Source organism: Kribbella sp. NPDC026596, from assembly GCF_040638415.1.
Classification (GTDB): domain Bacteria; phylum Actinomycetota; class Actinomycetes; order Propionibacteriales; family Kribbellaceae; genus Kribbella.
This window is the reverse complement of record NZ_JBEZYF010000102.1, coordinates 1-23,374: the sequence shown is the minus strand read 5'-3', so window position 1 is coordinate 23,374 and position 23,374 is coordinate 1. Positions and strand designations below refer to the sequence as shown.

Below are 23,374 nucleotides of genomic sequence, written 5' to 3'. Positions count from 1 at the left end.
GATCCCACCCGCCCTCAGTCCCGACCAAGAGGCGATCCTCGACGCACTGGATCACCCGATCCCAAGGCACTAACCCGATTGACCCAACTCAAGAGGCGGGAGGAGGAGAACAGGCTCGGATGCCTACCTGCTTTTAACACCGCGCCGCCCGTCCCCCGCAGGGGACGGGCGGCGCGGTTGCTTTTGATCAGGCTGCGGCGGTTGCGGTTTTGATTTCTACTGGGGTGATGGGCGTCCCGTCGGTGGGACCGTTCTGAGGCGTCACACCGGTCTTCGCGACCTGGTCGATGAGCTTCAGACCAGCCTCGTCCACCGTGCCGAACGCCGTGTACTGCGGCCCGAGCCCGGACGCATCGCCGTACACGATGAAGAACTGACTCCCGTTGGTGTTCGCCCCCGAGTTCGCCATCGCCAGCACGCCACGACCGTACTTCAGCGTCGGGTACACCTCGTCCGCGAAGCTGTACCCCGGTCCACCACCACCAGTGCCGCTCGGGTCACCGCACTGCAGGACCTGGAGACCTTCACCGACGGTCATCCGGTGGCACTTGGTGTTGTCGTAGAACTTCTGCCCGACCAGGCTAAGGAAGTTGTTCACCGTGCACGGCGCCAGCGCGCTGTCCAGCGTGAGCTGCAGGTCGCCGATCGACGTGTTCAGGCTGACCTTCGACGTACCCGACGCCTTGACCTTCCCGTCGGCCGGCGGGTTCACCTTCTTGCTCGCCGCCTCGGTGCCCTTCTTGTACGCGCAGCTCACCTCGGCCGGCAGCGGCGTCGGCCGCTTCAGCGGCGCCGCCAGCGCGGTCGGGATGTTCGTCGCCTTGTTGTCCGGCCCCGCCGACGAGGGCAGCTCGGTCGGTGCCGCCGCCGGGCTGTCGTCGCCACCGCCGACCCCGAACACCACGAAGACCCCGACCACGACCACAACCACCGCCGCGATCGCCGTGACGGTGACCGCCACGTTCCGCCGCTGCCGTCGTCGCGCAGCGTCCCGCTCGGCCTGCCGCTTGGCCTTCCGCTGCGCCAGCTGCTGCTGATGGGTCTTCTTGGACATGCAGAACCCTCCTCACCGGAATGTCTGCAGGGAACCTACAGCGTCAACCTGAGAACTGTCTGTTAATCCAGCCGAGATCGTGTAACCGACGCTGCATGCAGCTAGCTGGAGGTGCGGGTGAAGAGCCGGCCGGCCAGGTCGATGCCGGTGATGGGGCCGTCGGGGGTGCTGCCGTCGGTGGTGCTGCCGTCGGAGGTGCTGCCTTCGGGGGTGCGGCTGAAGTAGCCGCGTTGGCCGGCCAGGCCGCCGGCGGTCACGATGTACTCGTCGTCGGGGAGGAAGCCGATCGCGGCCGCCGCCAGGTCCGGTGGCATCTCGACGTCCGAGGCCTCGCGGAGCTCGGGCTTGATCTCGACCGCGAGCGTGACCTGCGCGCCGTCGCTGGCGACGTCCAGGTTCATCGCGTCGTTCTCGTACCGCCCGACCACCTCGCGCGCCCGCGTCTCGTCGTACGCGATCGGCTCCGGCTCGCGCTCGACCAGGCCGAGGTAGTTCTCCAGGACCCACCGCACAACGGCCTGGTTGAAGGTGTAGCCGTCCGGCCCGGCGTTGGTCAGCGACACGACCGCGAAGTCCCGATCGGGTACGACGAGCAGCTCGGCGTACTGCCCGTTGCCCGAACCACCGTGACCGATCATCCGCACCCCGTCGACCGCACGCAGGAACCAGCAGATGCCGAACCCGTCACCCATCGTGCTGGCCCGCAGCGTGATCGTCTCGTCGCGCATCCCGTGCAGCGCCTCGGTCGGCAACAGCCCGTCGCCCGTCCCCAGGTGGAACCTTGCCCACCGCAACAAATCGCCGACGGTCGAGACCGCGCCGCCGCCGGGGTTGTTGCCGCGTTCCCCGGCCCGGTTCGCCTTCCACGGCACGGCCGGCCGCAGCGTCCCGTCCGCGTCCGGGTTGTGGCCGACGGCAAACTTCCGGATGATGACGTCGTCCAGGTCGAAGACCGTGTTCGACAGCTCCAGCGGCTCCAGCAGCAGGTCGGAGATCGCCTTCTCGTACGGCATTCCGGTGACGTTCTCGATGATCCGCCCGGCCAGGTTGTAGCCGGCCTGGCTGTACGAGGCTCTGCTGCCGGGAGCCGCGATGATCGGCAGCGTCGCCAGCTTCCCCACGAACGCGGCCAGCGACAGGTCGCCGTCATCGGGGTCTATCAGGTTCCAGTCGAGGCCGGCGGTGTGGTTGAGCAGGTTCAGCACCGTGATCCGCTCGGCCACGTCCTCGTCCATCAGGTTGAGCTCCGGGACATACCGCCGTACGGGCGCGTCGAGCTCGACCTTGCCCTGCGACACCAGCCGCAGCAACGCCGTCGCCGTGAAGGTCTTTGTCACCGACGCGATGTGAAACAGGGTGTTCCGGTCGATGGGCTGCGGATTGTCGACACTCGTCACCCCGTGCGTGACGACCACCTCCTGCCCCTCCACCAGCACGCCGACCGCGACGCCGGGAATCCCGAACTCCTCGGCCGTCTTAGCCACGAACCCCGCCAGCTCGTCCTGCGTCATCGCCCTCACTCCTTCTCGACTTGAACTAAGTTCAGGAGGAGACTAGCCCGCCAATTGAACACTGTGCAAGAGACCGCCTGAACTTTGTTCAAGGGTGGGTGGAAAAGGGGTGGGCGTGGTGGCCCTCAGGTTGCTAAGGTCCGGGGAGTCCGTGATGTGACGCGAGGAGGTGGTGCCCGATGAACACGATTCCGCTGTGGGCGCTTCCTTGTTCATCACGGCGCGGCGACTGACCTAGGTGTCGCCGGGAGCGCCTCCATGACAAGGCACTCCCGAAAGGCACACCATGCACTTCATCGCAGAGACATCGTCGAACGGTGTCGTCGAACGCAACTTCACGCTGGGCGAGATCACCGGCGTACTCTGGTCGCCCGCATCCGGCGCCGATGGCGCGCCCCTGGTCCTGATGGGCCACCCCGGCGGCCTCCACAAGAAAGCACCGGGACTCGTCGCTCGTGCCCACTACTACGTCACCACGTGCGGCTTCACCGTCGCCGCCATCGACGCGCCCGGACACGGCGACCGGCCCCGAACACCACAGGACGAACGATGGGTCGCCGCCCTCCTGAACGCCCGCGCGGCAGGCGAGCCCCTCGGCCCGATCATCACCGACTACAACATCTCCTTGACGGAGCGCGCCGTACCGGAATGGCAAGCGACCTTGGACGCTCTCCAAGCACTGCCCGAGATCGGCACCGCGACGCCGATCGGCTACACCGGCATGACATTGGCCAGCGCGATCGGCCTGCCATTGGCAGCCGTCGAGCCTCGGATCACCGCAGCCGTCTTCGGCGGAGTCTTCGTGTACGACGCCCTCACCGAGGCCGCGCGCCAGATCACCATCCCGATCCAGTTCCTCCTCCCGTGGGACGACGACGAGATCGACCGCCAGTCCGGCCTCGACCTCTACGACGCCTTCGCCTCGAAGGACAAGACCCTCCACGCCAACCCAGGCACCCACCACCAGGTCCCCTGGCACGAAACGGAAACCTCAGCCCACTTCTTCCACCGCCACTTCACCCCCGCCACCACCTAACCAACCTGACCATCAACGCCGGCAACCCCGCACGCTGACCCAGTCGGGCTGCTGCGGCCAAAACCACAGCAGCCCGACCGAGCCACCTTCCCCTCACCGATCCTCAACAGCCTCCCGCGACCCGCCCGCCGCGACCCGCCCGCCGCGACCCCGCCCGCCGCGACCCGTCTCTCCGCGACCGACTCCCCGTGACCGGGCTCGCCGTGGCGCGCTCCCCGTGGCCGGGCTCTCCCCGGCGAGGTTGAGATCTTTCCGCGCCGCGGTGGTCCCGGGGTGCCGGACTGCACGAGCTTCTTGAGTCGAGAGCCGAGCCCGCCCCGCGCGGGAAGATTGGGTTCGCGCCAGTTGCCGGAAGCATCGATCTCGACGGGCGCCCGCAGCTTCGAACCGTCAGCGAGCCGAATCAGAAACAGCGCGGCCACCCGCCCGGCCGAACGGGTTCGGTCGTAGACACCAGCTTGAGCAGCGACAGCCGCGCGCGAGGTGCCCGTGCACCATGCAGCCTCCGGATGACGAGCGCCAGGGATCGCCGTACCTGACGCCGGAGAGGGCAAGTGCGGCGCCGTCTCTCGACCGGACTGTGCTGTGAAAATCGAAAGCCCTGCGTGGGGTCCCGCGCTGCGTACGACAGCCTGGGTAGCAGGGCTTTCATGAATTACATCGGTACGGGATCAGCCGGCGTTACACACTCTCTCGACGAGCGCGACATGTGTACGCCGCCGTACCCGGAGACACCGGCCACCGCGATCGCCCGACAAATGAACAGGGTGCCCTGATCACCAGAACAGGGCACCCGTCCCGTGTGGGTCAGGGGGGATGACACCACACCGTGGGGGATTATGAGAGTACGCGTGCCGATCCCTCCATGTCGCGGGTCATCCGTTTGAGCACCCAATGTTGTTATCTTCGTGAGCTCTTCCGGCGGGATGCGGAGGCGCAGCAGTGTGGACGACGGGGTTGGTCCTTAGGTGCGCTCCGGCACAGATCGCTCGCGTGGGCGCGGCATCGGAGGTCGCGCGGGCGTTGGCGGACGACGTCCTCGCGCCGGGTCAGGCCAAGGACTGGGGGGTGAAGAACGTCGGCACCGCGTTCCCAGTGCAGGACCGACCACCCTCACCGTCGTTGGGGGTGGACTACAGGGTCTGGTTCTTGGCCGGCGCGGCGTAGGTGTGCCCCGGGGTGAGCAGTCGGATGATCAACTGGGCGATCGTCCGCTACGGCGTGGGTCCGGGGGCGGCTGCGCTCTTGTGTCGTTGGGTGGACGAGGGATCGTCGTGGAGTTCAGGCCACCGATCAGATGGTCGATCGTCGGGGGATTCCGACCAGCGGTCGGATGGTTGATCGTTGTGAGGTTCGGACCAGGGGTCGGATGGTTGAGCGTCTTGGGCGTCGAGTGGTGGATCGGTGCGGGAGGTCTTGTTCTCGGTCGTTACCGGTCTGTCGGGCGGGGTGGCGGGCTCACCCCAGATGGCGAGGGTTGCAGTTTCTCGCAGGGACGACGCCTCGATGGGGTCGGTGCTCTCGCCTTTAGCTGCTAGCAGGCGCTGAAGTATTGCTGCTCCTGTTGTTGTACGGCGGTTCGCGGAACCGAGCGCGTTCGCGGCGGCAACCAACGCAGGTGGAACCGGCACGCCAGGTTCGGTGAGTGATGCTGTGGCGGGCGCGGGCGCGGGCGCGGGTTCTGTGCTGGGTCTCGGCTCCTGCGGTGCTGTGGTGGTGGGCTCAGGCTCGTGCATTGGTGCGGTGGGGTCGGCTGGTGTGGTGCTGGGCGCGGGAGGTGGTGTTGTGCGGGCGCTGGGTGGTGTGGGTGAGGGATTCGACGGAGTGGTGGTGAGAGATCGCGCGGGGGTGCTTTGGTTGCTGAGTGCGGGCGTGGATGTACGCCGGGGTGATTGAGGTTGGTGGGCTTGTTTGGTGCGGGCTGGGGGTGGTGGGTCGGCCCAGGTCGGGCGGGTTACGTGGACGACGCCGTTGGTGATGGTGATGGTCCAGTGGCCGTTGTGGAGGTCGGTGTGGTGGCGGCGGCAGAGGAGGGCGAGGTTGTGGATCGCGGTGATGCCGCCGCCGATCCAGGACTGCAGGTGGTGGGCGTCGCACTGGACGGGCGGGGCTCCGCACACGACACAGCCCTTGTCGCGGGCGTTCAGGGCGCGGCGCATTCCGGCGGTGACGAGGCGTTGGGCGCGGCCGACGTCGAGGGGTTCGGAGTTGGAGCCGAGCACCAGGGGGATGATCTTCGCGTCGCAGGCGAGGCGGCGGATGGTGGCGGCGGAGAGGCCGTCGCCGTAGACGAGGGTGCCGATGGCGTCGGTGGTGGCGGTTTTGAGGTCGTTGAAGTCGATGGTGACGGTGATGTTGGCTTTGGCGCCGAAGCCGGGGATTCGGGCGGTCGTCGGCTCGGTGGTTGTTGCGTTGGCTTCCGTTGTAGTGGGAGCTGTTGCAGCGGGCAGCGTGATGCCGGCGTCGGTGGCTGCGGCGGCGGTGGTGAGGGCGGCGGTGAGGGCGTCGGCTTGGCGTTTGTCTCGGGGGCGGGGGTCGAGTTCGCCGTCGATGGTGCGGTGGGGGCGGGCGCCGGTGTGGATGAGGGTGCGGAGGAGTTCTGCGTTGTCGTTGGCGAGGTAGCCGCGGAACTTCACGCCGTTGTCGGCGGTCGTCAGGGTCAGGGATTCGCGTGCGTAGGCCTGGTGTTCGGTGGGTTCGGGGCCGTCGGTGTCGAGGAGGTCGCGGGCGCGGTGGGCGGCTTTGCGGAGTTCGCTGGGGTTGAGGTGGCGGGCGAGGGTGACGAGTTCGCGTTCGGCGACGGCGATGTCCTCGGCGGGGATGCTGGTGGGGACGCGTTCGAGGGTGGTGACGATGGCTTCGGCTTGGGCGGGGCGGAGGAACGTCGTCGGCTGTGTCTGCGCGTCTGCGGTGGTGTCGTCGTCCACGGCGGGGAGGGCGTTGGTGACGGCTGTGTATTTGGGGAGGGTGCGGGCGAGGCGGAGGTCGCGGCGGGCTTGGGGTGGGTCTTGGCGGTAGCGGAAGGCGAGGAGTTGGGCGGTGTCGTGGGCGCCGATCTCCTCGGCGTAACCGTCGTGGTCGAGGGCGGCGATGAGGTGGAGGCGGTAGGTTTCCAGGCGGGCGAGCTCGGCGTCGAGGGTGTCGAGAGTGGTCAGCTTTTCGCTGCTACTCATCGACCACACCGGCCGCTCGCCCAGGAGTTCCATACCGACAACTCTAGAGACACCCACCGACAGTTACCAAAGCCAGAAACCCTTGTTTTCAAGGGCCTTGAGCTATCCACAGGCTGCGCCGGTCATCCACAGCAGTCCACCCTGTGGACAACTGCAACAACATTGCCCTAGGCAACACATCGTCCTGGACCCCGTCGGGGGAGACGGCTGAACTTTGTTCAAATATGGTGGGAGGGTGCCTAGGGAATCGTTGACGGTGGAGCAGATCGTGTCGGCTGCTGTTGAGTTGCTCGACAGTGAAGGGCTCGACGGGCTGAATATGCGGGCGCTCGGGCAGCGGCTGGGTACGGCGGCGACGGCGATCTACTGGCATATCAAGACCAAGGACGAGCTGGTGCAGCTCGCGGGCGATGCGATCTGGGGTGAGATCGAGCTGCCGGATCTCGAGGGCACTGAATGGCGGGCGGCGGCTACGGCGATGGCCACGGGGTTGCATGGGATGCTCACTCGGCATCCGTGGCTGGGGCAGGCGTTCGGGAATCATCTGCTGGCCGGACCGGGGAAGTTCAGGTACGACGACCACAGTCTGGCGATCTACGAGCAGGCAGGGTTCGCGCCCGCCGACGCGGATCGTGCGGCGGGCACTGTGGTGATCTTTGTGATCGGGAGCGCCCTCGGTGCTGCCGCCGAGGTGTCGCTTAGCAGGCGGCTGAGTCGCGGTGGTCGGGATCCTGAGCAGACGATGCGGGAGTTCATGGCCAAGGCGCAAGAGGTTGCTGCCGAGTTCCCGCGGCTGCGGGTGCGGCTGGATACGACAGCCGCCACGCAGTACGGCGCTGAACCCGACAACACCTTCGACTTCGGACTACAAGCGATCCTCGACGGTTTCGAGAAACGCCTAGCAGCCCGTCAATAGCCACCTCCGGCCCCGCTGAAGCAAAAGCGGGCCGGAAGTTGGTGGTCAGTCTTTGATTTCGCAGAGGGGGGCGCCGGCGGAGACTGTGGCGCCTACCTCGGCGGTCAGGTTGGTGACCGTGCCGGACTTGTGGGCGTTGAGCGGTTGCTCCATCTTCATGGCCTCGAGGACCACGATGAGGTCGCCTTCGGCAACAGTCGCGCCTTCCTCGACGGCGATCTTGACGATGGTGCCCTGCATCGGCGACGTGAGCGAGTCGCCCGAGGCGGCGGCCTTGCCCGAGCTGCCGGCCCGGCGGGCCGGCTTCCTCTTCGCGCCGGCGCCGGCGCCCGCAGCAACAGCACCTGCTCCGGCGACGGCACCCAGGCCAGCAGGGAGAACAACCTCGAGCCGCTTCCCGCCGACCTCGACGGTCACCTTCTCGCGTTCCCCAGGCTCAGGCGTCTCTGCCGTCGGACCCTCGTACGGCGTGAGCTGGTTGTCGAACTCGGTCTCGATCCAGCGAGTGTGGACCTTGAACCCATCGGTCCCCACGAACGCGGGATCCGACACCACAGCGCTGTGGAACGGAATGACCGTAGGCATCCCCTCGACCACGAACTCGCGCAGCGCCCGGCGCGACCGCTCCAGCGCCTGGGTCCGGTCCCGACCGGTCACGATCAGCTTGGCCACCAGCGAGTCGAACGCCCCCGGCACCGTCTCGCCCTGGTCGTAGCCGCCATCGAGCCGTACGCCGGGACCCGACGGCGCATGCCAGCGCGTCAACGTCCCCGGCGCCGGCAGGAACCCACGCCCACCGTCTTCGGCGTTGATCCGGAACTCGATCGAGTGCCCCGACACGACGGGATCGTCGTACCCGAGCTCCTCGCCGTTGGCGATCCGGAACATCTCCCGCACCAGGTCCAGCCCGGTGACCTCCTCCGAGACCGGGTGCTCGACCTGCAGCCGGGTGTTCACCTCGAGGAACGAGATCAGCCCGTCCTGTCCGACCAGGAACTCACACGTCCCGGCACCGACGTATCCGGCCTCCCGCAGGATCGCCTTCGACGCCGAGTACAGGATCTCCAGCTGCTCAGCGGTCAAGAACGGAGCCGGCGCTTCCTCGACCAGCTTCTGGTACCGGCGCTGCAGCGAGCAGTCCCGGGTCGACACGACCACGACGTTGCCGTGGGCATCGGCCAGGCACTGTGTCTCGACGTGCCGCGGCTTGTCCAGGTATCGCTCGACGAAACACTCACCGCGCCCGAAGGCACTCACGGCCTCACGAGTAGCGGACTCGAACAGCTCCGGCACTTCCTCCAGCGTGCGCGCGACCTTCATCCCGCGCCCGCCACCGCCGTACGCCGCCTTGATCGCGATCGGCAACCCGTACTCGGAAGCGAAGGCGATCACCTCGGACGCATCCGCAACCGGGTCCGGCGTACCGGGGACCTGCGGCGCGCCGACCTTCTCGGCGATGTGCCGGGCCTTGACCTTGTCGCCGAGCGAGTCGATCGCCGACGGCGGCGGGCCGATCCAGATCAGCCCGGCGTCGAGCACGGCCTGGGCGAAGTCGGCGTTCTCGGCCAGGAAGCCGTAGCCGGGGTGGACGGCGTTCGCACCCGAGCGGGCCGCGACATCCAGGATCTTGGCGATGTTCAGGTAGGAGTCGGCCGGTGTCGACCCGTCCAGCGCGTATGCCTCGTCGGCGAGCCGGACGAACAGGGCGTCCCGGTCCTGGTCGGCGTAGACGGCGACGCTGTCCAGCCCCGCATCGGTGGCGGCCCGGACGACCCGAACGGCGATCTCGCCCCGGTTGGCGACCAGCACCTTGGTGATCTGCTTGCTGTCGGACACAGCGACTCCCTTCGGCTGGCCCGAGTCTAGGGTGAACCGGCCCCTGAAGGAGACAGGGCGTTGCTCACATCACCGCGGGCGCGCGCTCGAAGAACGACTCCAATACGACGATCGTCTGCGTACTCGTGACGCCGTCAAGCTGGTGGAGAGCGCGCAGCGTGGCCTGGAGGTCCTCCGTGGTCGCGGTCCGCACCTTCACCAGGACGGACGCCGGGCCGGCGATGATGTGCGCCTCCTGGACCGCCGGAATCGCTTCCAACGCCTGGAGGGTCGGCTCGTCGCCCATCCAGGCACTCGCGTCGAGCATGACGAAGGCCAGTACGCCGCGTCCGAGCGCGGCCGGGTCGACGTCGACCGTCGTACGCCGGATCACGCCGGCCGCCTTCAGTTTGCGGACCCGCTCGTGCGCCGAACCCGCCGAGAGGCCGACGGCCTGCCCGAGTGCGGCGTACGACTGCCCGGCGTCGTCCTGTAAGGCGGCGAGCAGCTTCCGATCCAGATCATCTATGGTCATCTGTGATCTCTTCCGAATCTGATTCTGTCAGAATTAAGGATAACAGGATAGAGTTCTGCACATGACCATCACTCTCAACCCCGCACCGCCGCGGATCCGCGCCGACCTGGTGGTGCTCGACGACAGATTCCGCAAGATCGCCGGCGACGAGTACGTCGAGTGCCTGTACGACGGCGGCCGCTGGCTGGAAGGACCGGCGTACGCACCGGCCTGGCGCTGCCTGATCTTCAGCGACATCCCCAACGACAGGTTGCTCCGCTGGGATGAGGTGTCCGGTCAGGTGACCGTCTTCCGCGAGCCCTCCGGCTATGTCAACGGCAACACCATCGACCGCGCCGGCCGCCTGATCAGCTGCTCGCAGGGCAACCGCAGCGTCATCAGGACCGAGTACGACGGAACCCGCACGGTACTCGCGTCCCACCTGGACGGCAGGCGGCTCAACAGCCCGAACGACGTGGTCGTGCACAGCGACGGCTCGATCTGGTTCACGGACCCGCCGTACGGGATCACCTCCAGCTACGAAGGTCACGCGGCTGAGCAGGAGATCGACGGCTGTCACGTCTACCGGATCGCCCCGGACGGCGAGCTGACCGTGGTCGCGGACGACTTCACGCGCCCGAACGGCCTCGCGTTCTCCCGGGACGAGAGCCAGTTGTACGTCGTCGACACGCCGGCCAAGCACATCCGCCGGTTCGACGTCGAGGGCGAGAAGCTGTCCGGAGGTGAGGTGTTCGCGCCGTGCACGGCCGGCATGTTCGACGGCATCCGGCTGGACGGTGCCGGCCGGATCTGGGCGGCGACGCACGAGGGCGTGCACTGCTTCGACCCGGACGGCACCCTGATCGGCAAGCTGCTGCTGCCGGACATCGTGTCCAACCTGACCTTCGGCGGCCCGAAGAAGAACCGCCTCTTCATCACCGCGACCACCTCGGTCTGGTCCTGGTTGCTCACAGCAAACGGAGCCTGATCAGCGGCGCCAGTGCATCCTCCGGACCGCGACGTCCAAGCGGCGGTCGAGCACGGGCGGTGCGGGAGAGAAGCGCATAGGGTCGTTGGTGTTGTGGAGCCGAGTTTCTCGAGGAGTGGTGATGACGGGCATTCTCGAACCGTTGGCAGGGACCGCACCGGCCGTCTGGGAGTCGCTGGATGACCGGTTCGCCGGGATCCGCGGGGACAAGCTGCTCGAGCGGCTGTGGACCGGCGGCCGCTGGGTGGAGGGTCCCGTGTACTCGCCGGCCGGGCGGTACCTGCTCTGGAGCGACATCCCGAACGACCGCATCCTGCGCTGGGACGAGACGTCGTACCAGGTCTCCGTCTTCCGGCAGCCGGCCGGGAACACCAACGGCCACACCCTCGACACTGAGGGCCGCCTGATCAGCTGCGAGCACGGCAACCGGCGAGTGACCCGGACCGAGCACCACGGCGCGCTTTCCGTCCTCGCGTCGGAGTACGACGGCAAGCGGCTGAACAGCCCGAACGACGTGGTGGTGAAGCGCGACGGATCGGTCTGGTTCACGGATCCGGCGTACGGCATCGACAGCGACTACGAGGGGTACAAGGGCGAGATCGAAACGGGCGGTTGCCACGTCTACCGGGTCGCGCCGGACGGGGTGCTGACCCGGGTCGCCGACGACTTCAACCGGCCGAACGGGCTGGCCTTCTCGGTCGACGAATCGTTGCTGTACATCACCGATTCGGAGGAGGGCACGATCCGGGTGTTCCGCGTCGACGGCGACAAGTTGTCCGGCGGTGAGCTGTTCGCCGAGTGTGGCAACGGGATCTTCGACGGCATCCGGCTCGACAGTGAGGGGCGGGTCTGGGCTTCTGCCGCTGACGGCGTCCACGTCTACCACCCCGACGGCACCCTGCTCGGCAAGCTGCTCGTCCCCGAAACCGTCTCCAACCTCGTCTGGGGCGGCGCCAAACGCAACCGCCTCTTCCTCACCGCGACGACGTCGGTCTACTCCATCCTCACCACCGTGAAGGGCGCCCCACTCCCGTTCGGCCCCAGCCGCTGAGAAGTGATAGGCCCGGGGTACGGCGTACCCCGGGCCTGACCGGCTACAGCTTCTTCACCTGGTCGATGATCGTGAACACGGCCAGGAACCCGAACGCCAGGAAGGAGAACGCCAGCACCACCGCGCGGACCGGGGTGATGCGGACCGCGTGCGGCAGTGCCCGGGAGTTCATCCACCAGAGCAGGCCGGAATACACGAACATCATCGTGCCGGCGGTGCAGGCGGAGATGACCAGCAGGACGAGCGGCTGGGTCAGGCCGGCCAGCAGCACGAGGATGCCGAAGGCAACCAGTCCCCAGACCAGCCAGAAGTACAGCTTCGATTCCGACACCTTCGAGTCGCGCAGGTAGCGGGACTTGATCATGTCGGAGGCCAGCCGGGAGGTGTAGTCGACGATGCCGGCCGCGGCCGCGAACAACGAGAACGCGCCGATCGCCCAGAACAGGTAGCCGAACCAGTCGCCGACCAGGGTCTGCAGGGTGGTGCCCTCGATCTTCAGGAAGCTGATGTTGTTCTTGACGTCGGGGTTACCGAACAGCGTCGCGTGCGCGAGCATCGAGGTGAACGTGATGGTGAGCACGGTGATCGCCACGAACGTCGCGAGCTGCTCGATGTTGGCGAACCTCCACCAGCGCCTCCAGCGGGCCATGTTCGCCTCGTCGGGGGTGAAGACGTACCCGTTGGCGGTCGGGTCGGCCTCGGTCTCACCGGTGACCGGCGACGTCAGGCGCGGTACGTGCACGCCCATGCCGAAGCCCTTGTCCCGGATCCAGTTGCTCTGTACGAGATTCTGGCCGCCGCCGGCACCGGCGTACGCGATCGCGCCCATCATCAGCGCGAACCCGAGCTGCTCTACCGGGAACTCCGGGTGGGTGACCGCGTCGCCGAGCGCGCCGTAGGTCTTGCCGCGGATGGCGAACACCAGCGCCAGGATGACGAGCAGGGCGACCGCCGCGATCTTCACCGCGATCAGCCGCTCGAGCATCACGTACACGACCGGCGCGAAGGTCAGGATCAGGCCGATCACCAGCAGGATGCCGATCGCGATCCAGCGCGGGTCGCCGGCACCGAACAGGTAGGTGAGCATCGCGGCCGAGCTGGTCGCCCAGCCGGGCCACATGTTCGCGAAGTACGTCATGATCGCGAAGAACAGGCCCCAGTGCTTGCCGTACCGGTTGAAGCCGGTCAACGCTGTCTCACCAGTGGCCAGCGTGTACCGCTCGATCTCCATGTTCAGGAACCACTGGATCAGCACGCCGACGAAGGCGCCCCAGAGGAACACCAGGCCGACCTGGCTGGAGATGTACGGCCAGAGGATGAACTCGCCCGACGCCAGCCCGACCCCGGCACCGACCATGCCCGGGCCGATGATCTTCCACGTCGAGGTGGGCGGCTCGGGAAGGTCGCGCACTTGCGGTGCGGGCAGGTTCTTGGTCGGCAGTGCGAATGTGCCGTGGTCAGTCGATCTGGTGTCTGCCATCGGGCTCCTCACTTCCTCGGACCCCCACTTTGTCCGGACCTTAGCGAATACTGTCGACGGAGGCGACTCGACACAGGTACCCCCGCGTATGGCAGGCAAGTGCGGGAGGGTTGGTGCGGTGGGGAATGGCAGACTGCGAGGCATGAGTGGGGTGACGGTTCTGACCGCCTCGTACGCCGGCGCCGCGAGCGCACCGGCGCACGTACGGCTGGCTGGGCTGATCGACGAACTGCCGGGGGAGAAGCTGGTACGGCGTGACGCTGCGTGGCCGATCGTGGTCTTCTCGAACCCGGCGGACGCGGTTGCGGCCGCGCACGAATTGCGGGACGCGGCATCTGGTGTGCCGGCGGGGGAACTGCTGCGGATCGCCGTACACACAGGCGTTGTGGTGGGGCCGGTGGTGAGGCACGCCGAGCAGTTGCTGGAGATCGCGAACCCGGGCCAGACGTTGCTGACCGCAACCGTCGGAGCCGGGACGGACCTAGGTGTGCATCGGTTGAAGGATCTGGGGTCGCCGGAGCGGATCTTCGAGCTCACGACGACCAGCGGGCCGTTGCGGTCGCTGGATCGGGTGCCGAACAACCTCCCGGTGATGTTCACCAGCTTCGTCGGCAGGCAGACCCAACTGGCCGCGCTCAGGACCCAGCTGTCGGGGAACCGGCTCGTGACCCTGACCGGTCCAGGCGGCAGCGGCAAGACCCGGCTCGCCGCACAAACCGCGGCACAGCTCGCGGAACGCTGGCCGGACGGTGTCTGGTGGGTCGATCTCTCCGCGATCACCGAGACCACGCAGATCCCGGAGGCGGTCGCGGCCGCGGTCGGCGTACTGGTCGAGGCCGGCGATCGCACCCGCCTGCTGGTCGGTCAGTTGCGCACCAAGCGCGCCCTGATCTGCCTGGACAACTGCGAGCAGATCATCGACGGCGTCGCGGAGTTCGTGGTCGCGTTGCAGACCGCGTGTCCCGAGGTCTCGGTGCTCGCGACGAGCCGCGAGCCGCTCGACGTACCGGGCGAAGCGATCTGGAGGGTGCCCGCGCTGGCGCCGGACGAGGCCCGCCTGTTGTTCGTCGAGCGAGCCGGGACCGAGTTTCCCGAGTCGGCGCAGGCGATCCGGTCGATCTGCGTTCGGCTGGATGGGATGCCGCTGGCCCTGGAACTGGCGGCGGCCTGGGTACGCACGCTGACCCCGGAGCAGATCGAGGCCGGTCTGGACGATCGGTTCGGGCTGCTGACGAAGAACGTACGCGGTGTCGCGGCCCGCCAGCAGACGTTGGCCGCGTCGATCGACTGGAGTCACGAGCTGCTCGATCCCGACGAGCGGCGGGTGTTCCGGCGGCTGGCCGTGTTCGCCGGCGGATTCACTGTGGATGCAGCTCGGGCCGTCTGCGGGCGGGACGGCGTACTGGAGATCTTCGGGCGGCTTGTCGACAAATCGCTCGTTGTCGCCGAGGCCGGGCGCTACCGGTTGCTCGAGACGATCCGCGAGTACGCCGGGGCGCGGCTGGCGGAAGCCGGTGAGGTCGAGCTGATCCGCGACCTCCAGCTCGATCACTACCTGGCCGTGGCGGAAGCGGCAGAACCCTTGCTGGACAACGATCGGGACAAGTGGCGAGCACTGATCGAGCCTGACCGCGACAACTTCCGAGCGGCGCTGGAGCACGGGCTCCAGGCACCGGACGCGGACCGCGGCCGCCGCCTGGCAGCGGCGTTGCGGTGGCTGTGGAACCTGCAGGCGACGGGCAACGAGGGCATCGGCTACCTCCGCCGGGCGATCGACCGCGCGCCGGACGACCGAACGTTGCTTCAGGCCCGGTTGCTGTACGGGTACGCGACCGTCGCCGACACCGTCGACCCGTTCGGGTACGACGCGGCCGGACGCGGGCTGGAGCTCGCGACCGAGCTGGGCGATGACCGGATGCGGTCGCTGTTCCTCGCTTTGGTGGCGGTCGGTGAGTTCTTCACCGACTTCCAGCGCGCCTGGGAGCTGACCGCGGAAGGGCGCCGGCTGGCCGAGGGGATCGGCAACGAACCCGCCCGGAACGCCAACATCGCCTTGCAATGCGTCCTGCTGGCGCTCTGGGACCGGCACGACGAACTGCGCCCGTTGTTCGAGCTCATTACCGACGGACTGATCACCAGCGGCGAACGAGGGATCGCTTCGACCGTACTCACGGTGTGGTCGGAGAGCCTCGCTTCGACCGGTGCACCGGTCCGGGCGGTCGAGATCGCCGAGCGGGCCCTCGCCGCGGCCGAACCACTGGCCGACTTCCACCGCGTCGGCGCGGCACGCGCGCAACTGGCTGCTCTGCTGGTGCGGATCGGTCGCCTCGACGAGGCGCGCGAGCTGATGCGTCCGCTGCTCGAACTCGCCGAGACCGCCGGCGCCGTGGTGCCGAACCTCGGCCAGGTGATGGGCCTCATCTCCTACTGGAGCGGCGAGTACGACGCCGCGGTCGAATGGATGGCCCGTGACACCGCACCGGACAGCCCGCTCGCCGGGACCTTCGCGCCGGCGATGTTGTTGCCGACCATCGCGGCCGCGCTACGCGCCGGGGGCCGCGACGCCGAGGCGACAGAGGCGCTCGAACGCTGCGTGGAGTTGGCGCGTCGCTACAACCTGCCGAGGATCCTCGCCGACGCGCTCGACCAGCTCGGCCGATCGATGATCACCGGCCAGCCGGACAAGGCTGCGGACCTCCTGCACCAGGCGTTGACGATCCGGGTCGATCGTGGGCTGCGTACGTACGTCATCGACAGCCTGGAATCCCTTGCCTTGCTGGCGAATCACACCAACCGCGGGGCCGACGCCGTCCGGCTGGCAACTGCAGCCGCCGCGGCCCGTATCGAGATCGGCTACGTGGCTCCGGCGGACCACCCGGTCTTGCCGAGCTCGGATGAGCCACCACTGCCGCTCGACGAGGCTGTCGCGTATGCCCGGCGTACGAGGGGAGCGCGGGGCCGGCCGTCGAGTGGGTGGGCGAGTCTGACACCGACGGAGGAGCAAGTCGTCGCGTTGGCCGTGGAGGGATTGAGTAACCCGGAGATCGGCGAGCGGCTGTTCATCAGCCGCGGCACGGTGAAGACTCACCTCGCCCACGTCTACGCGAAACTCGGTGTCGCCAACCGCACCGAACTAGCGTCCCTCAAGAGGCCCTGAGCATCTCCAAAGCTTTCGTGATCCGGCGTGCCCGAGTCTCCGGCTTCTTGGCATCGTTGATCGCGTTCACATGCTCGCGCCGATGGCTGTAGCTGAGCCCGTCGAACGCCTCCCGCAACCCAGCCTCCTCCAGCGCGGACGCAAGATCCGCAGGCACCTCCACCGTCCGCTCAGCCGAATCCCGCTCCACCGTCACGGTGACCGGATCCCCATCCCCCTTACCGAGCTGAGTCCGAATACTCTTCAGAATCCCCAGCGCCATACACCCACCCATCGACGCCACAGACCCCCGATAAGCCACCCCATCGAACGTCGCCAGCACCGGAATCCGCCCACCCCCACCCAACGCGGCAATCACATCCCCCGGCACCTCCACCCAAGCCCCGCCTCCGTCGTTCACGACGATCGACCCCACAAACGTCTCCATGGTTCAAAGGTACAAAGGAAGGAAGGAGGAACGCCGAAGAACGGGGTGAGTGGCGAGTTCGTTCGCAACACCAGCACAACCGGCATTGCCGCGAGCCCGCAGCGGACGGGCGTCCGGTTCCTCATGCCGCCCGCGGCGGGCGGACACCCGATGCCTCATGCCGCCGGGGACGAGACACGTTTCCGTCGTCCGGCGGCCACCGGTCCAGCCGCCTCTGGACCGCGGTCGTCTCGCGGAGTACGAGCAGACCGTCAGTACGGGGGCGGTCGGTGAAGCGCGACGGCGCGCACGGCTGGGCGGGGTGGGAGCGGCCGCGGCGAGCGATAGCGAGGATAGCGGCCGCGCGGGAAGGTCCCTTCTACTTCTCGTGTGACAGCTTGCTGGGCCACCAGACTTTTTTGCCTATGTCGTAGGCGAGGGAGGGGACTAGGAGGGAGCGAACCACGGTGGTGTCGAGGAGGACGCCGAAGGCGACCATGAAGGCGATCTGGACGAGGAAGAGGATGGGGAGGACGGCCAGGGCGGAGAAGGTGGCCGCGAGGACGACGCCGGCCGAGGTGATCACGCCGCCGGTGACCGCGAGGCCGACCAGGATGCCCGGTCTGGTGCCCTGTTCCTGGGATTCCTCCCGTACCCGAGTCATCAGGAAGATCGAGTAGTCGATGCCCAGCGCCACCAGGAAGACGAACGCATAGAGCGGGATGCTCGGATCTGCGCCCGGGAAGTCGAAGATGTGGTTGAACGCCAGCGCGCTGACGCCGACCGTGGCGCCGAACGACAGTACGTTCGCGACCACCAGCAGCACGGCGGCGACCAGCGAACGCAGCAAGAGCATCAGTACGACGAAGATGACGGCCAGGATGGACGGGATGATCACCCGCAGGTCGCGCTTGCTGGCGTCCAGCACATCCAGGTTGATCGCGGTGTTGCCGCCGACCAGGACCTCCGGGCTGACCTTGTCCAGTTCGGCACGCAGGTGCTCGACAACCTTGGTCGCGTCGGGTGAGTCGGCCGGGACCTTCAGCGTGGCCTGGACCAGAACCTTGCCGTCGACAACCTTCGGCGGTACGCCGGGTGCCGTCGAGGCGGACGCCGTACTGACGCCGTCGACCTGCAACGCGGTCTGGACCACCTGGTCGGCCTGCGCGACCGGGGTGAGGATCTGCACCGGCGTACCGGCACCGGCGTCGAAGTGCTTGGCGAGTTCCTGCTGGCCGGTGACGGACTCGACCTTGTCGAGGAACAGGTCCTCCTGCGAGATGCCGCTCGCCTTGAACGTCGGCAGGAAGGCGGCGCAGGCCAGCAGGGCGAGCACGGAGATCACCCAGACCCGGCGCGGCCGGCGGCCGACCAGACCGGAGACGCGGCCCCACAGCTTGCGGCCGCCGACCTGGTCGCCGGCGTGCACGTGGTCGAGGCGTGGAATCGACGGCCAGAAGATCCGCCGGCCGAAGGCGAGCAGGATCGCGGGCAGGAAGCTCATCGCCGCGATCAGCGCACCGGCGATACCGATCGCGCCGACCGGACCGAGACCCTTGGTGCTGCCGAGTTGAGAGAGCAGCAGGCAGAGCAGGCTGAGGATGACCGTCGCCGCGCTGGCCGCGATCGGCTCGATCGACGCACGCCACGCGACCTTCATCGCCTCGTACTTGCTCTCGTAGTCGTGCAGTTCTTCCTTGTAGCGCGAGACGAGCAGCAACGAGTAGTCGGTCGCGGCTCCGACGACGAGGATGAACAGGATGCCTTGGCTCTGGCCGTTCAGCTCGAGTACGTCGTTCTTCGCCAGCGGATAGATGACGAGCGCGGCCAGGGCGAGACCGAAGATGGCGGTGAGCAGGACCGCGATCGGCAGGATCGGGCTGCGGTAGACGATCAGCAGGATGACGAACACGACCGCGAGCGCGACGCCGAGCAGGATCCCGTCGATCCCGCTGAACGCCACCACGAAGTCCGCGAAGACGCCGCCCGGTCCGGTGACGTAGACGGACAGACCAGTGGGTGTGAGCTCCTGTTTGATGTCGGTGCGCATCGTGTCCGCGACGGCGTACAGCACGGTCTCGCCCTGCTTGACCACGTCGTCGGCGCGTTCACCGTCCAGCTCGACGGTGAGCAGCAGCGCCTTCTTGTCCTCCGACGGGATCACCGTCTTGGCCGGTGCGGCCAGGTAGTCGCCGATGGTCTTGCCGTCGCCCAGGTCCAGCGTCGGAACTCTGGCGAGGAAGGCCTGAGCCTTGGCGAGGTCGTGCGGGGTGATGCCGGAGTCGCGGGTGATCAGGACGAAGTACGGCAGTGCCTTGGAGTCCACGAACTTGGCCGACTCTCCTGCGACCAACGTGGACTCGGCCTGTTTCGGGAGGAAGTTGGCGTTGTCGTTCTCCTGGACCTCGCTCAGCTTCCCGACCGTCGGCCCGCCGAGCGCGCCGAGCACCAGCCACCCGATCAGCACCGCGGCGATCGCGGCGCGCCACGTCCAGCGTGCCCGGCTCTTGTTTTGTCTCACCCTTGTCCCCTCCGACGGTCGGTACCGGCACAGTACTCAGGCATCAGCGCGTCTTCTCTCACCACCCGGCGGTGGGTGTGCGGGAGCCGTTTCGGCGGCGTAACAACAAGATGACTACTCGGAAACACCCCGGTCATAGCGTCCTGGCCTAATCAGTCAGGTCGGATGATCGGAGACTTCGTATGACGCTCGAGGCACGACCGGAGGTCGTCACTCCCCGCGACCAGACCGGTGCGGTGGGCACTATCGAGGTGCCGCGGCGCGGGCGCTGGATCGATGTGTGGGATCCGGAGGACGCCACCTTCTGGGCCGAGAAGGGCCGCGCGGTGGCGCGGCGCAACCTGTGGCCCTCGATCTTCGCCGAGTTCCTCGGCTTCTCGGTCTGGCAGCTATGGAGCATCGTCGTGGTCTCGATGCCCAAGGCCGGTTTCGGCTACAGCACCGACCAGCTGTTCTGGCTGGTCGCGCTGCCCAGCCTGGTCGGCGCGACACTGCGGTTGCCGTACACGTTCGCCGTACCGAGATTCGGCGGCCGGAACTGGACGGTCGTCTCCGCACTGTTGCTGCTGATCCCGACCATCGGGCTGTCATACTTCATCACCCAACCGGGTACGCCGTTCGTGGTGATGGCGCTGGTCGCGGCCACCGCGGGTGTCGGCGGCGGCAACTTCGCCAGCAGTATGACGAACATCTCGTTCTTCTACCCGGAGAAGGAGAAGGGCTTCGCGCTCGGCATCAACGCGGCCGGCGGCAACCTGGGCGTGGCCGTGGTCCAGTTGCTGGTGCCGATCGTGATCGTCGCCGGCGCCGGACTGACGCTGAACCGGGCCGGCCTGATGTGGATCCCGCTGATCCTGCTGGCCGCGTTCCTGGCCTGGAAGCTGATGTCCAACCTGTCTGCCGCGACCTCGTCGTTCCGCGCCTCGATCGCGGCGGCGAAGCGGCCGCACACCTGGATCATCTCGTTCCTCTACATCGGCACCTTCGGCTCGTTCATCGGCTTCGGGGCGGCGTTCCCGCTGCTGATCAAGACCACGTTCCCGGAGATCACGGTGGCGCACATCGCGTTCCTCGGCGCGCTGGTGGGGTCGGTCGCGCGGCCGTTCGGCGGCAAGCTGTCGGACAAGGTCGGCGGCGCCTGGGTGACGGTGTGCGCGTTCGTGGTGATGGGCCTCGGCATCCTGGCCGCGATCGTGTCGCTGAACTCGGGCAGCTTCACCGCGTTCCTGATCAGCTTCCTGGTCCTGTTCGTGGCGAGCGGCGCCGGGAACGGATCGACGTACCGGATGATCCCCGCGGTGTTCCGGCTGACCACGCCGGGCGACCCGGGCCGGGCCCGCCGGGAGGCGGCGGCCTGTATCGGGATCGCCTCCGCGGTCGGCGCGTACGGCGGCTTCCTGGTCCCGCGCGGGTTCGCGATGTCGACGAGTCACTTTGGCTCGCTGGTCCCGGCGCTGTACGTGTTCTGCGGCTTCTATGTCCTCTGCCTGGCCGTGACGTACTTCTGCTACCTCCGCAAGGGTGGCCCGCTCAGCCGGGAGCGCGTGTGACGGCTGTCCCCACTCACTGCCCGTACTGCGCCCTGCAGTGCGCCACCACCCTGCACCCGGTCGACCGGCCGGGTGCAGTGGAGGTGCGACCGCGGGAGTTCCCCACCAACCGCGGTGGGCTGTGCCGCAAGGGCTGGACGGCTCCGGAGGTACTCACGGTGCCGGACCGGCTCACCACGCCACTGGTGCGCGACGCTGCGGGCAATCTGGTGGAGACGACCTGGGACGCAGCACTGGACTTCGTCGCCGACCGCATCCGGTCTCTGCAGGCCACGCACGGCCGTGATTCGGTCGCGGTGTTCGGTGGCGGCGGCCTGACCAACGAGAAGGCCTACGCACTCGGCAAGTTCGCCCGGGTGGCGTTGAAGACCGCGAACGTGGACTACAACGGCCGGTTCTGCATGTCGTCCGCGGCGGCTGCGACCAACCGGGCCTTCGGGATCGATCGTGGTCTGCCGTTCCCGCTGGCCGACCTGGGCGGTGCTGGTGCCGTCCTGCTGGTCGGCAGCAACATCGCCGAGACGATGCCGCCCGCGGTCGCGCACCTGCAGGCCGCACGAGACGCGGGTGGACTTCTGGTCGTCGACCCGCGTCGCTCGGCCACCGCGGGCCTCACCGCGGACGATGCCGGTATCCACCTGCAGGCGACTCCGGGGACGGATCTCGCGCTGGTGCTCGCGCTGACTCACGTCGTACTGCAGGAAGGTCTGGCGGACACGGCGTACCTGAACGAGCGGGTGGACGACCCGGATGTGTTGTTCCGGTCGACGGCGTCCTGGTGGCCGGAGCGTGCTGAGCGGGTCACTGGTGTACCCGCGGCGACGATCCGGCGGACCGCTCGGGTGCTTGCGGCTGCGGCGCCCGTACACGGTGGTGCGGGAGCGTTCATCCTCACCGGTCGCGGCGCCGAGCAGCACAGCAAGGGCACCGACACCGTGACAGCGTGCATCAACCTGGCGCTGGCGCTCGGGCTGCCTGGGCGGCTTGGCAGCGGCTATGGCTGCATCACCGGGCAGGGGAACGGTCAGGGCGGTCGGGAGCACGGTCAGAAGGCCGATCAGCTGCCCGGCTACCGCAGCATCACCGACCCGGCTGCGCGAGCGCATGTGGCCGGCGTTTGGGGCGTCGACCCAGCTGACCTCCCCGGACCTGGCAAGAGTGCAGTCGAACTCATCAATGCCCTTGGCACGCCTGATGGTCCGAAGGCACTGCTTGTCCATGGCAGCAACCTGCTGGTGTCAGCTCCCCGCTTGTCTTCTGTGCGTGAGCGGCTCTCGTCTCTAGACCTGTTGGTGGTGGCGGACGTCGTACCGTCCGAGACCGCTCTGCTCGCGGATGTCGTCTTTCCGGTCACGCAGTGGGCCGAGGAAGAGGGCACGATGACGTCGCTCGAGGGACGCGTGCTGCGGCGGCAGGCTGCGATCGCGCCGCCGGGTGAGGTGCGCAGTGACCTGGATGTCTTTGCGGGGTTGGCTTCGCGGCTCGGGTGTACGGCGGCGTTCTCGACCGATCCTGGTGAGGTCTTCGAGGAACTGCGGCTGGCCAGTGCCGGTGGGAAGGCGGACTACTCCGGGATCACCTGGGAGCGGATCGACTCCGGCGAGGCTCTGTTCTGGCCGGTTCCGTTCGAGGGGCACCCGGGGACGCCGCGGTTGTTCGCGGACGGGTTCGCGACGCCGGATGGTCGTGCGCACGTGGTGCCGGTGGACCACCGGCCGGTCGCGGACGACCTGAACGCGGCGGCGCCGATCTACCTGATCACGGGCCGGCTGTTGCAGCACTACCAGAGTGGCGCGCAGACCCGCCGCGTGCGTGAGTTGGCCGAGGCCGAGCCCGAGGTGTACGCCGAGATTCACCCACGGGTGGCTGCGCAGTTGGGGATCGCGGACGGGCGTCCGGTCCGGTTGCGAACGGCTCGCGGCTCGATGGTGCTGCCGGCTCGTGTCACGGCGGATGTGCGGCCGGACACGGTGTTCGTGCCGTTCCACTACGGCGGAGCGGGCGCGGTCAACGAGCTCACCAACGATGCGCTCGACCCCGTCTCCCGGATGCCCGAGTTCAAGGTCTGTGCCGTCGAAGTCACAGCTGTGCTTTTGGCCGGGCCTTCGGCGCCGGCAGGGTCATGGGGCCCTGGCTCCCGGCCTTCCCTCGTCGCTCCGGTCGCTGCGCTCCCTGCGCTCCGCAGGACCGGCCGGGAGGGCC

Annotated in this window: 16 protein-coding genes; 8 read left to right on the top strand and 8 right to left on the bottom strand. The window is 67.9% G+C overall.

The genetic code is table 11. From position 1 onward, the window contains the following. Positions 1–187: 187 nt before the first annotated feature. Together AB0E63_RS43555 and AB0E63_RS43550 are read right to left on the bottom strand one after the other, a co-directional pair. Positions 188–1,054: a peptidylprolyl isomerase gene (locus AB0E63_RS43555; RefSeq protein WP_360379907.1), complete on the bottom strand. Its 867-nt coding sequence runs from the start codon at positions 1,052–1,054 to the stop codon at positions 188–190. Between the two features lie 101 nt (positions 1,055–1,155). Then, positions 1,156–2,565 carry a serine hydrolase domain-containing protein gene (locus tag AB0E63_RS43550; protein WP_360379904.1) on the bottom strand — a complete coding sequence of 470 codons (1,410 nt, stop codon included), beginning with the start codon at positions 2,563–2,565 and terminating at the stop codon, positions 1,156–1,158. A 286-nt stretch (positions 2,566–2,851) separates the two neighbouring features. Here AB0E63_RS43550 and AB0E63_RS43545 point away from each other — a divergent pair, with 286 nt between their 5' ends. Further along, on the top strand, positions 2,852–3,601 hold the full coding sequence (locus AB0E63_RS43545; protein ID WP_360379902.1) for an alpha/beta hydrolase: 750 nt from the start codon (positions 2,852–2,854) through the stop codon (positions 3,599–3,601). Positions 3,602–4,594: 993 nt separating this feature from the next. Continuing rightward, positions 4,595–4,768, top strand: a complete 174-nt coding sequence (locus AB0E63_RS43540; RefSeq protein WP_360379899.1) for a hypothetical protein — start codon at positions 4,595–4,597, stop codon at positions 4,766–4,768. Positions 4,769–4,815: 47 nt separating this feature from the next. On the opposite strand, the gene AB0E63_RS43535 is transcribed toward AB0E63_RS43540, so the two are convergent. Beyond that, on the bottom strand, positions 4,816–6,807 hold the full coding sequence (locus tag AB0E63_RS43535; RefSeq protein ID WP_360379897.1) for a DUF222 domain-containing protein: 1,992 nt from the start codon (positions 6,805–6,807) through the stop codon (positions 4,816–4,818). Positions 6,808–7,009: 202 nt separating this feature from the next. On the opposite strand from AB0E63_RS43535, the gene AB0E63_RS43530 reads away from it, so the two are divergent. Then, positions 7,010–7,690, top strand: coding sequence for a TetR/AcrR family transcriptional regulator (locus AB0E63_RS43530; protein ID WP_360379894.1), 681 nt, complete (start codon positions 7,010–7,012; stop codon positions 7,688–7,690). Between the two features lie 45 nt (positions 7,691–7,735). On the opposite strand, the gene AB0E63_RS43525 is transcribed toward AB0E63_RS43530, so the two are convergent. Next, positions 7,736–9,526 carry a biotin carboxylase N-terminal domain-containing protein gene (locus AB0E63_RS43525; RefSeq protein ID WP_360379892.1) on the bottom strand — a complete coding sequence of 597 codons (1,791 nt, stop codon included), beginning with the start codon at positions 9,524–9,526 and terminating at the stop codon, positions 7,736–7,738. A 64-nt stretch (positions 9,527–9,590) separates the two neighbouring features. Continuing rightward, positions 9,591–10,040 (bottom strand): Lrp/AsnC family transcriptional regulator, encoded by a 450-nt coding sequence (locus AB0E63_RS43520; RefSeq protein WP_360379890.1) that lies wholly within the window; start codon positions 10,038–10,040, stop codon positions 9,591–9,593. A 61-nt stretch (positions 10,041–10,101) separates the two neighbouring features. Here AB0E63_RS43520 and AB0E63_RS43515 point away from each other — a divergent pair, with 61 nt between their 5' ends. Continuing rightward, on the top strand, positions 10,102–11,007 hold the full coding sequence (locus tag AB0E63_RS43515) for an SMP-30/gluconolactonase/LRE family protein (RefSeq protein ID WP_360379887.1): 906 nt from the start codon (positions 10,102–10,104) through the stop codon (positions 11,005–11,007). Positions 11,008–11,128: 121 nt separating this feature from the next. Next, positions 11,129–12,058 carry an SMP-30/gluconolactonase/LRE family protein gene (locus AB0E63_RS43510; RefSeq protein WP_360379885.1) on the top strand — a complete coding sequence of 310 codons (930 nt, stop codon included), beginning with the start codon at positions 11,129–11,131 and terminating at the stop codon, positions 12,056–12,058. 43 nt (positions 12,059–12,101) lie between these two features. On the opposite strand, the gene AB0E63_RS43505 is transcribed toward AB0E63_RS43510, so the two are convergent. Continuing rightward, entirely contained in the window at positions 12,102–13,538 is a 1,437-nt protein-coding gene (locus AB0E63_RS43505) for an Nramp family divalent metal transporter (RefSeq protein ID WP_360379883.1), read from the bottom strand. Positions 13,539–13,680: 142 nt separating this feature from the next. Between AB0E63_RS43505 and AB0E63_RS43500 the strand changes: the two genes are divergently transcribed. Beyond that, the gene (locus AB0E63_RS43500; protein ID WP_360379881.1) at positions 13,681–16,695 is read left to right on the top strand and encodes a LuxR C-terminal-related transcriptional regulator; all 3,015 of its coding nucleotides are present in this window, start codon (positions 13,681–13,683) and stop codon (positions 16,693–16,695) included. On the opposite strand, the gene AB0E63_RS43495 is transcribed toward AB0E63_RS43500, so the two are convergent. Together AB0E63_RS43495 and AB0E63_RS43490 are read right to left on the bottom strand one after the other, a co-directional pair. Further along, a complete protein-coding gene (locus AB0E63_RS43495) occupies positions 16,682–17,122 on the bottom strand; it encodes a YdeI/OmpD-associated family protein (protein ID WP_360379878.1) in 441 nt (146 codons plus the stop codon). The two genes, AB0E63_RS43500 and AB0E63_RS43495, sit on opposite strands and share 14 nt — an antisense overlap. Positions 17,123–17,480: 358 nt before the next feature. Further along, a complete protein-coding gene (locus AB0E63_RS43490; RefSeq protein ID WP_360379876.1) occupies positions 17,481–19,622 on the bottom strand; it encodes an MMPL family transporter in 2,142 nt (713 codons plus the stop codon). A gap of 182 nt (positions 19,623–19,804) precedes the next feature. Between AB0E63_RS43490 and AB0E63_RS43485 the strand changes: the two genes are divergently transcribed. Both AB0E63_RS43485 and AB0E63_RS43480 read left to right on the top strand, forming a co-directional pair. Continuing rightward, entirely contained in the window at positions 19,805–21,172 is a 1,368-nt protein-coding gene (locus tag AB0E63_RS43485; RefSeq protein ID WP_360379873.1) for an MFS transporter, read from the top strand. After that, a partial coding sequence (locus tag AB0E63_RS43480; RefSeq protein ID WP_360379871.1) for a molybdopterin oxidoreductase family protein occupies positions 21,169–23,374 on the top strand: 2,206 nt, incomplete at its 3' end. The genes AB0E63_RS43485 and AB0E63_RS43480, both read left to right, overlap by 4 nt.

Bases quoted from the DNA above. Each gene is read 5' to 3' on its own strand.
- AB0E63_RS43555 (WP_360379907.1), bottom strand. From the start codon at position 1,054: ATGTCCAAGAAGACCCATCAGCAGCAGCTGGCGCAGCGGAAGGCCAAG.
- AB0E63_RS43550 (WP_360379904.1), bottom strand. From the start codon at position 2,565: ATGACGCAGGACGAGCTGGCGGGGTTCGTGGCTAAGACGGCCGAGGAG.
- AB0E63_RS43545 (WP_360379902.1), top strand. From the start codon at position 2,852: ATGCACTTCATCGCAGAGACATCGTCGAACGGTGTCGTCGAACGCAAC.
- AB0E63_RS43535 (WP_360379897.1), bottom strand. From the start codon at position 6,807: ATGGAACTCCTGGGCGAGCGGCCGGTGTGGTCGATGAGTAGCAGCGAA.
- AB0E63_RS43520 (WP_360379890.1), bottom strand. From the start codon at position 10,040: ATGACCATAGATGATCTGGATCGGAAGCTGCTCGCCGCCTTACAGGAC.
- AB0E63_RS43515 (WP_360379887.1), top strand. From the start codon at position 10,102: ATGACCATCACTCTCAACCCCGCACCGCCGCGGATCCGCGCCGACCTG.
- AB0E63_RS43510 (WP_360379885.1), top strand. From the start codon at position 11,129: ATGACGGGCATTCTCGAACCGTTGGCAGGGACCGCACCGGCCGTCTGG.
- AB0E63_RS43505 (WP_360379883.1), bottom strand. From the start codon at position 13,538: ATGGCAGACACCAGATCGACTGACCACGGCACATTCGCACTGCCGACC.
- AB0E63_RS43500 (WP_360379881.1), top strand. From the start codon at position 13,681: ATGAGTGGGGTGACGGTTCTGACCGCCTCGTACGCCGGCGCCGCGAGC.
- AB0E63_RS43495 (WP_360379878.1), bottom strand. From the start codon at position 17,122: ATGGAGACGTTTGTGGGGTCGATCGTCGTGAACGACGGAGGCGGGGCT.
- AB0E63_RS43485 (WP_360379873.1), top strand. From the start codon at position 19,805: ATGACGCTCGAGGCACGACCGGAGGTCGTCACTCCCCGCGACCAGACC.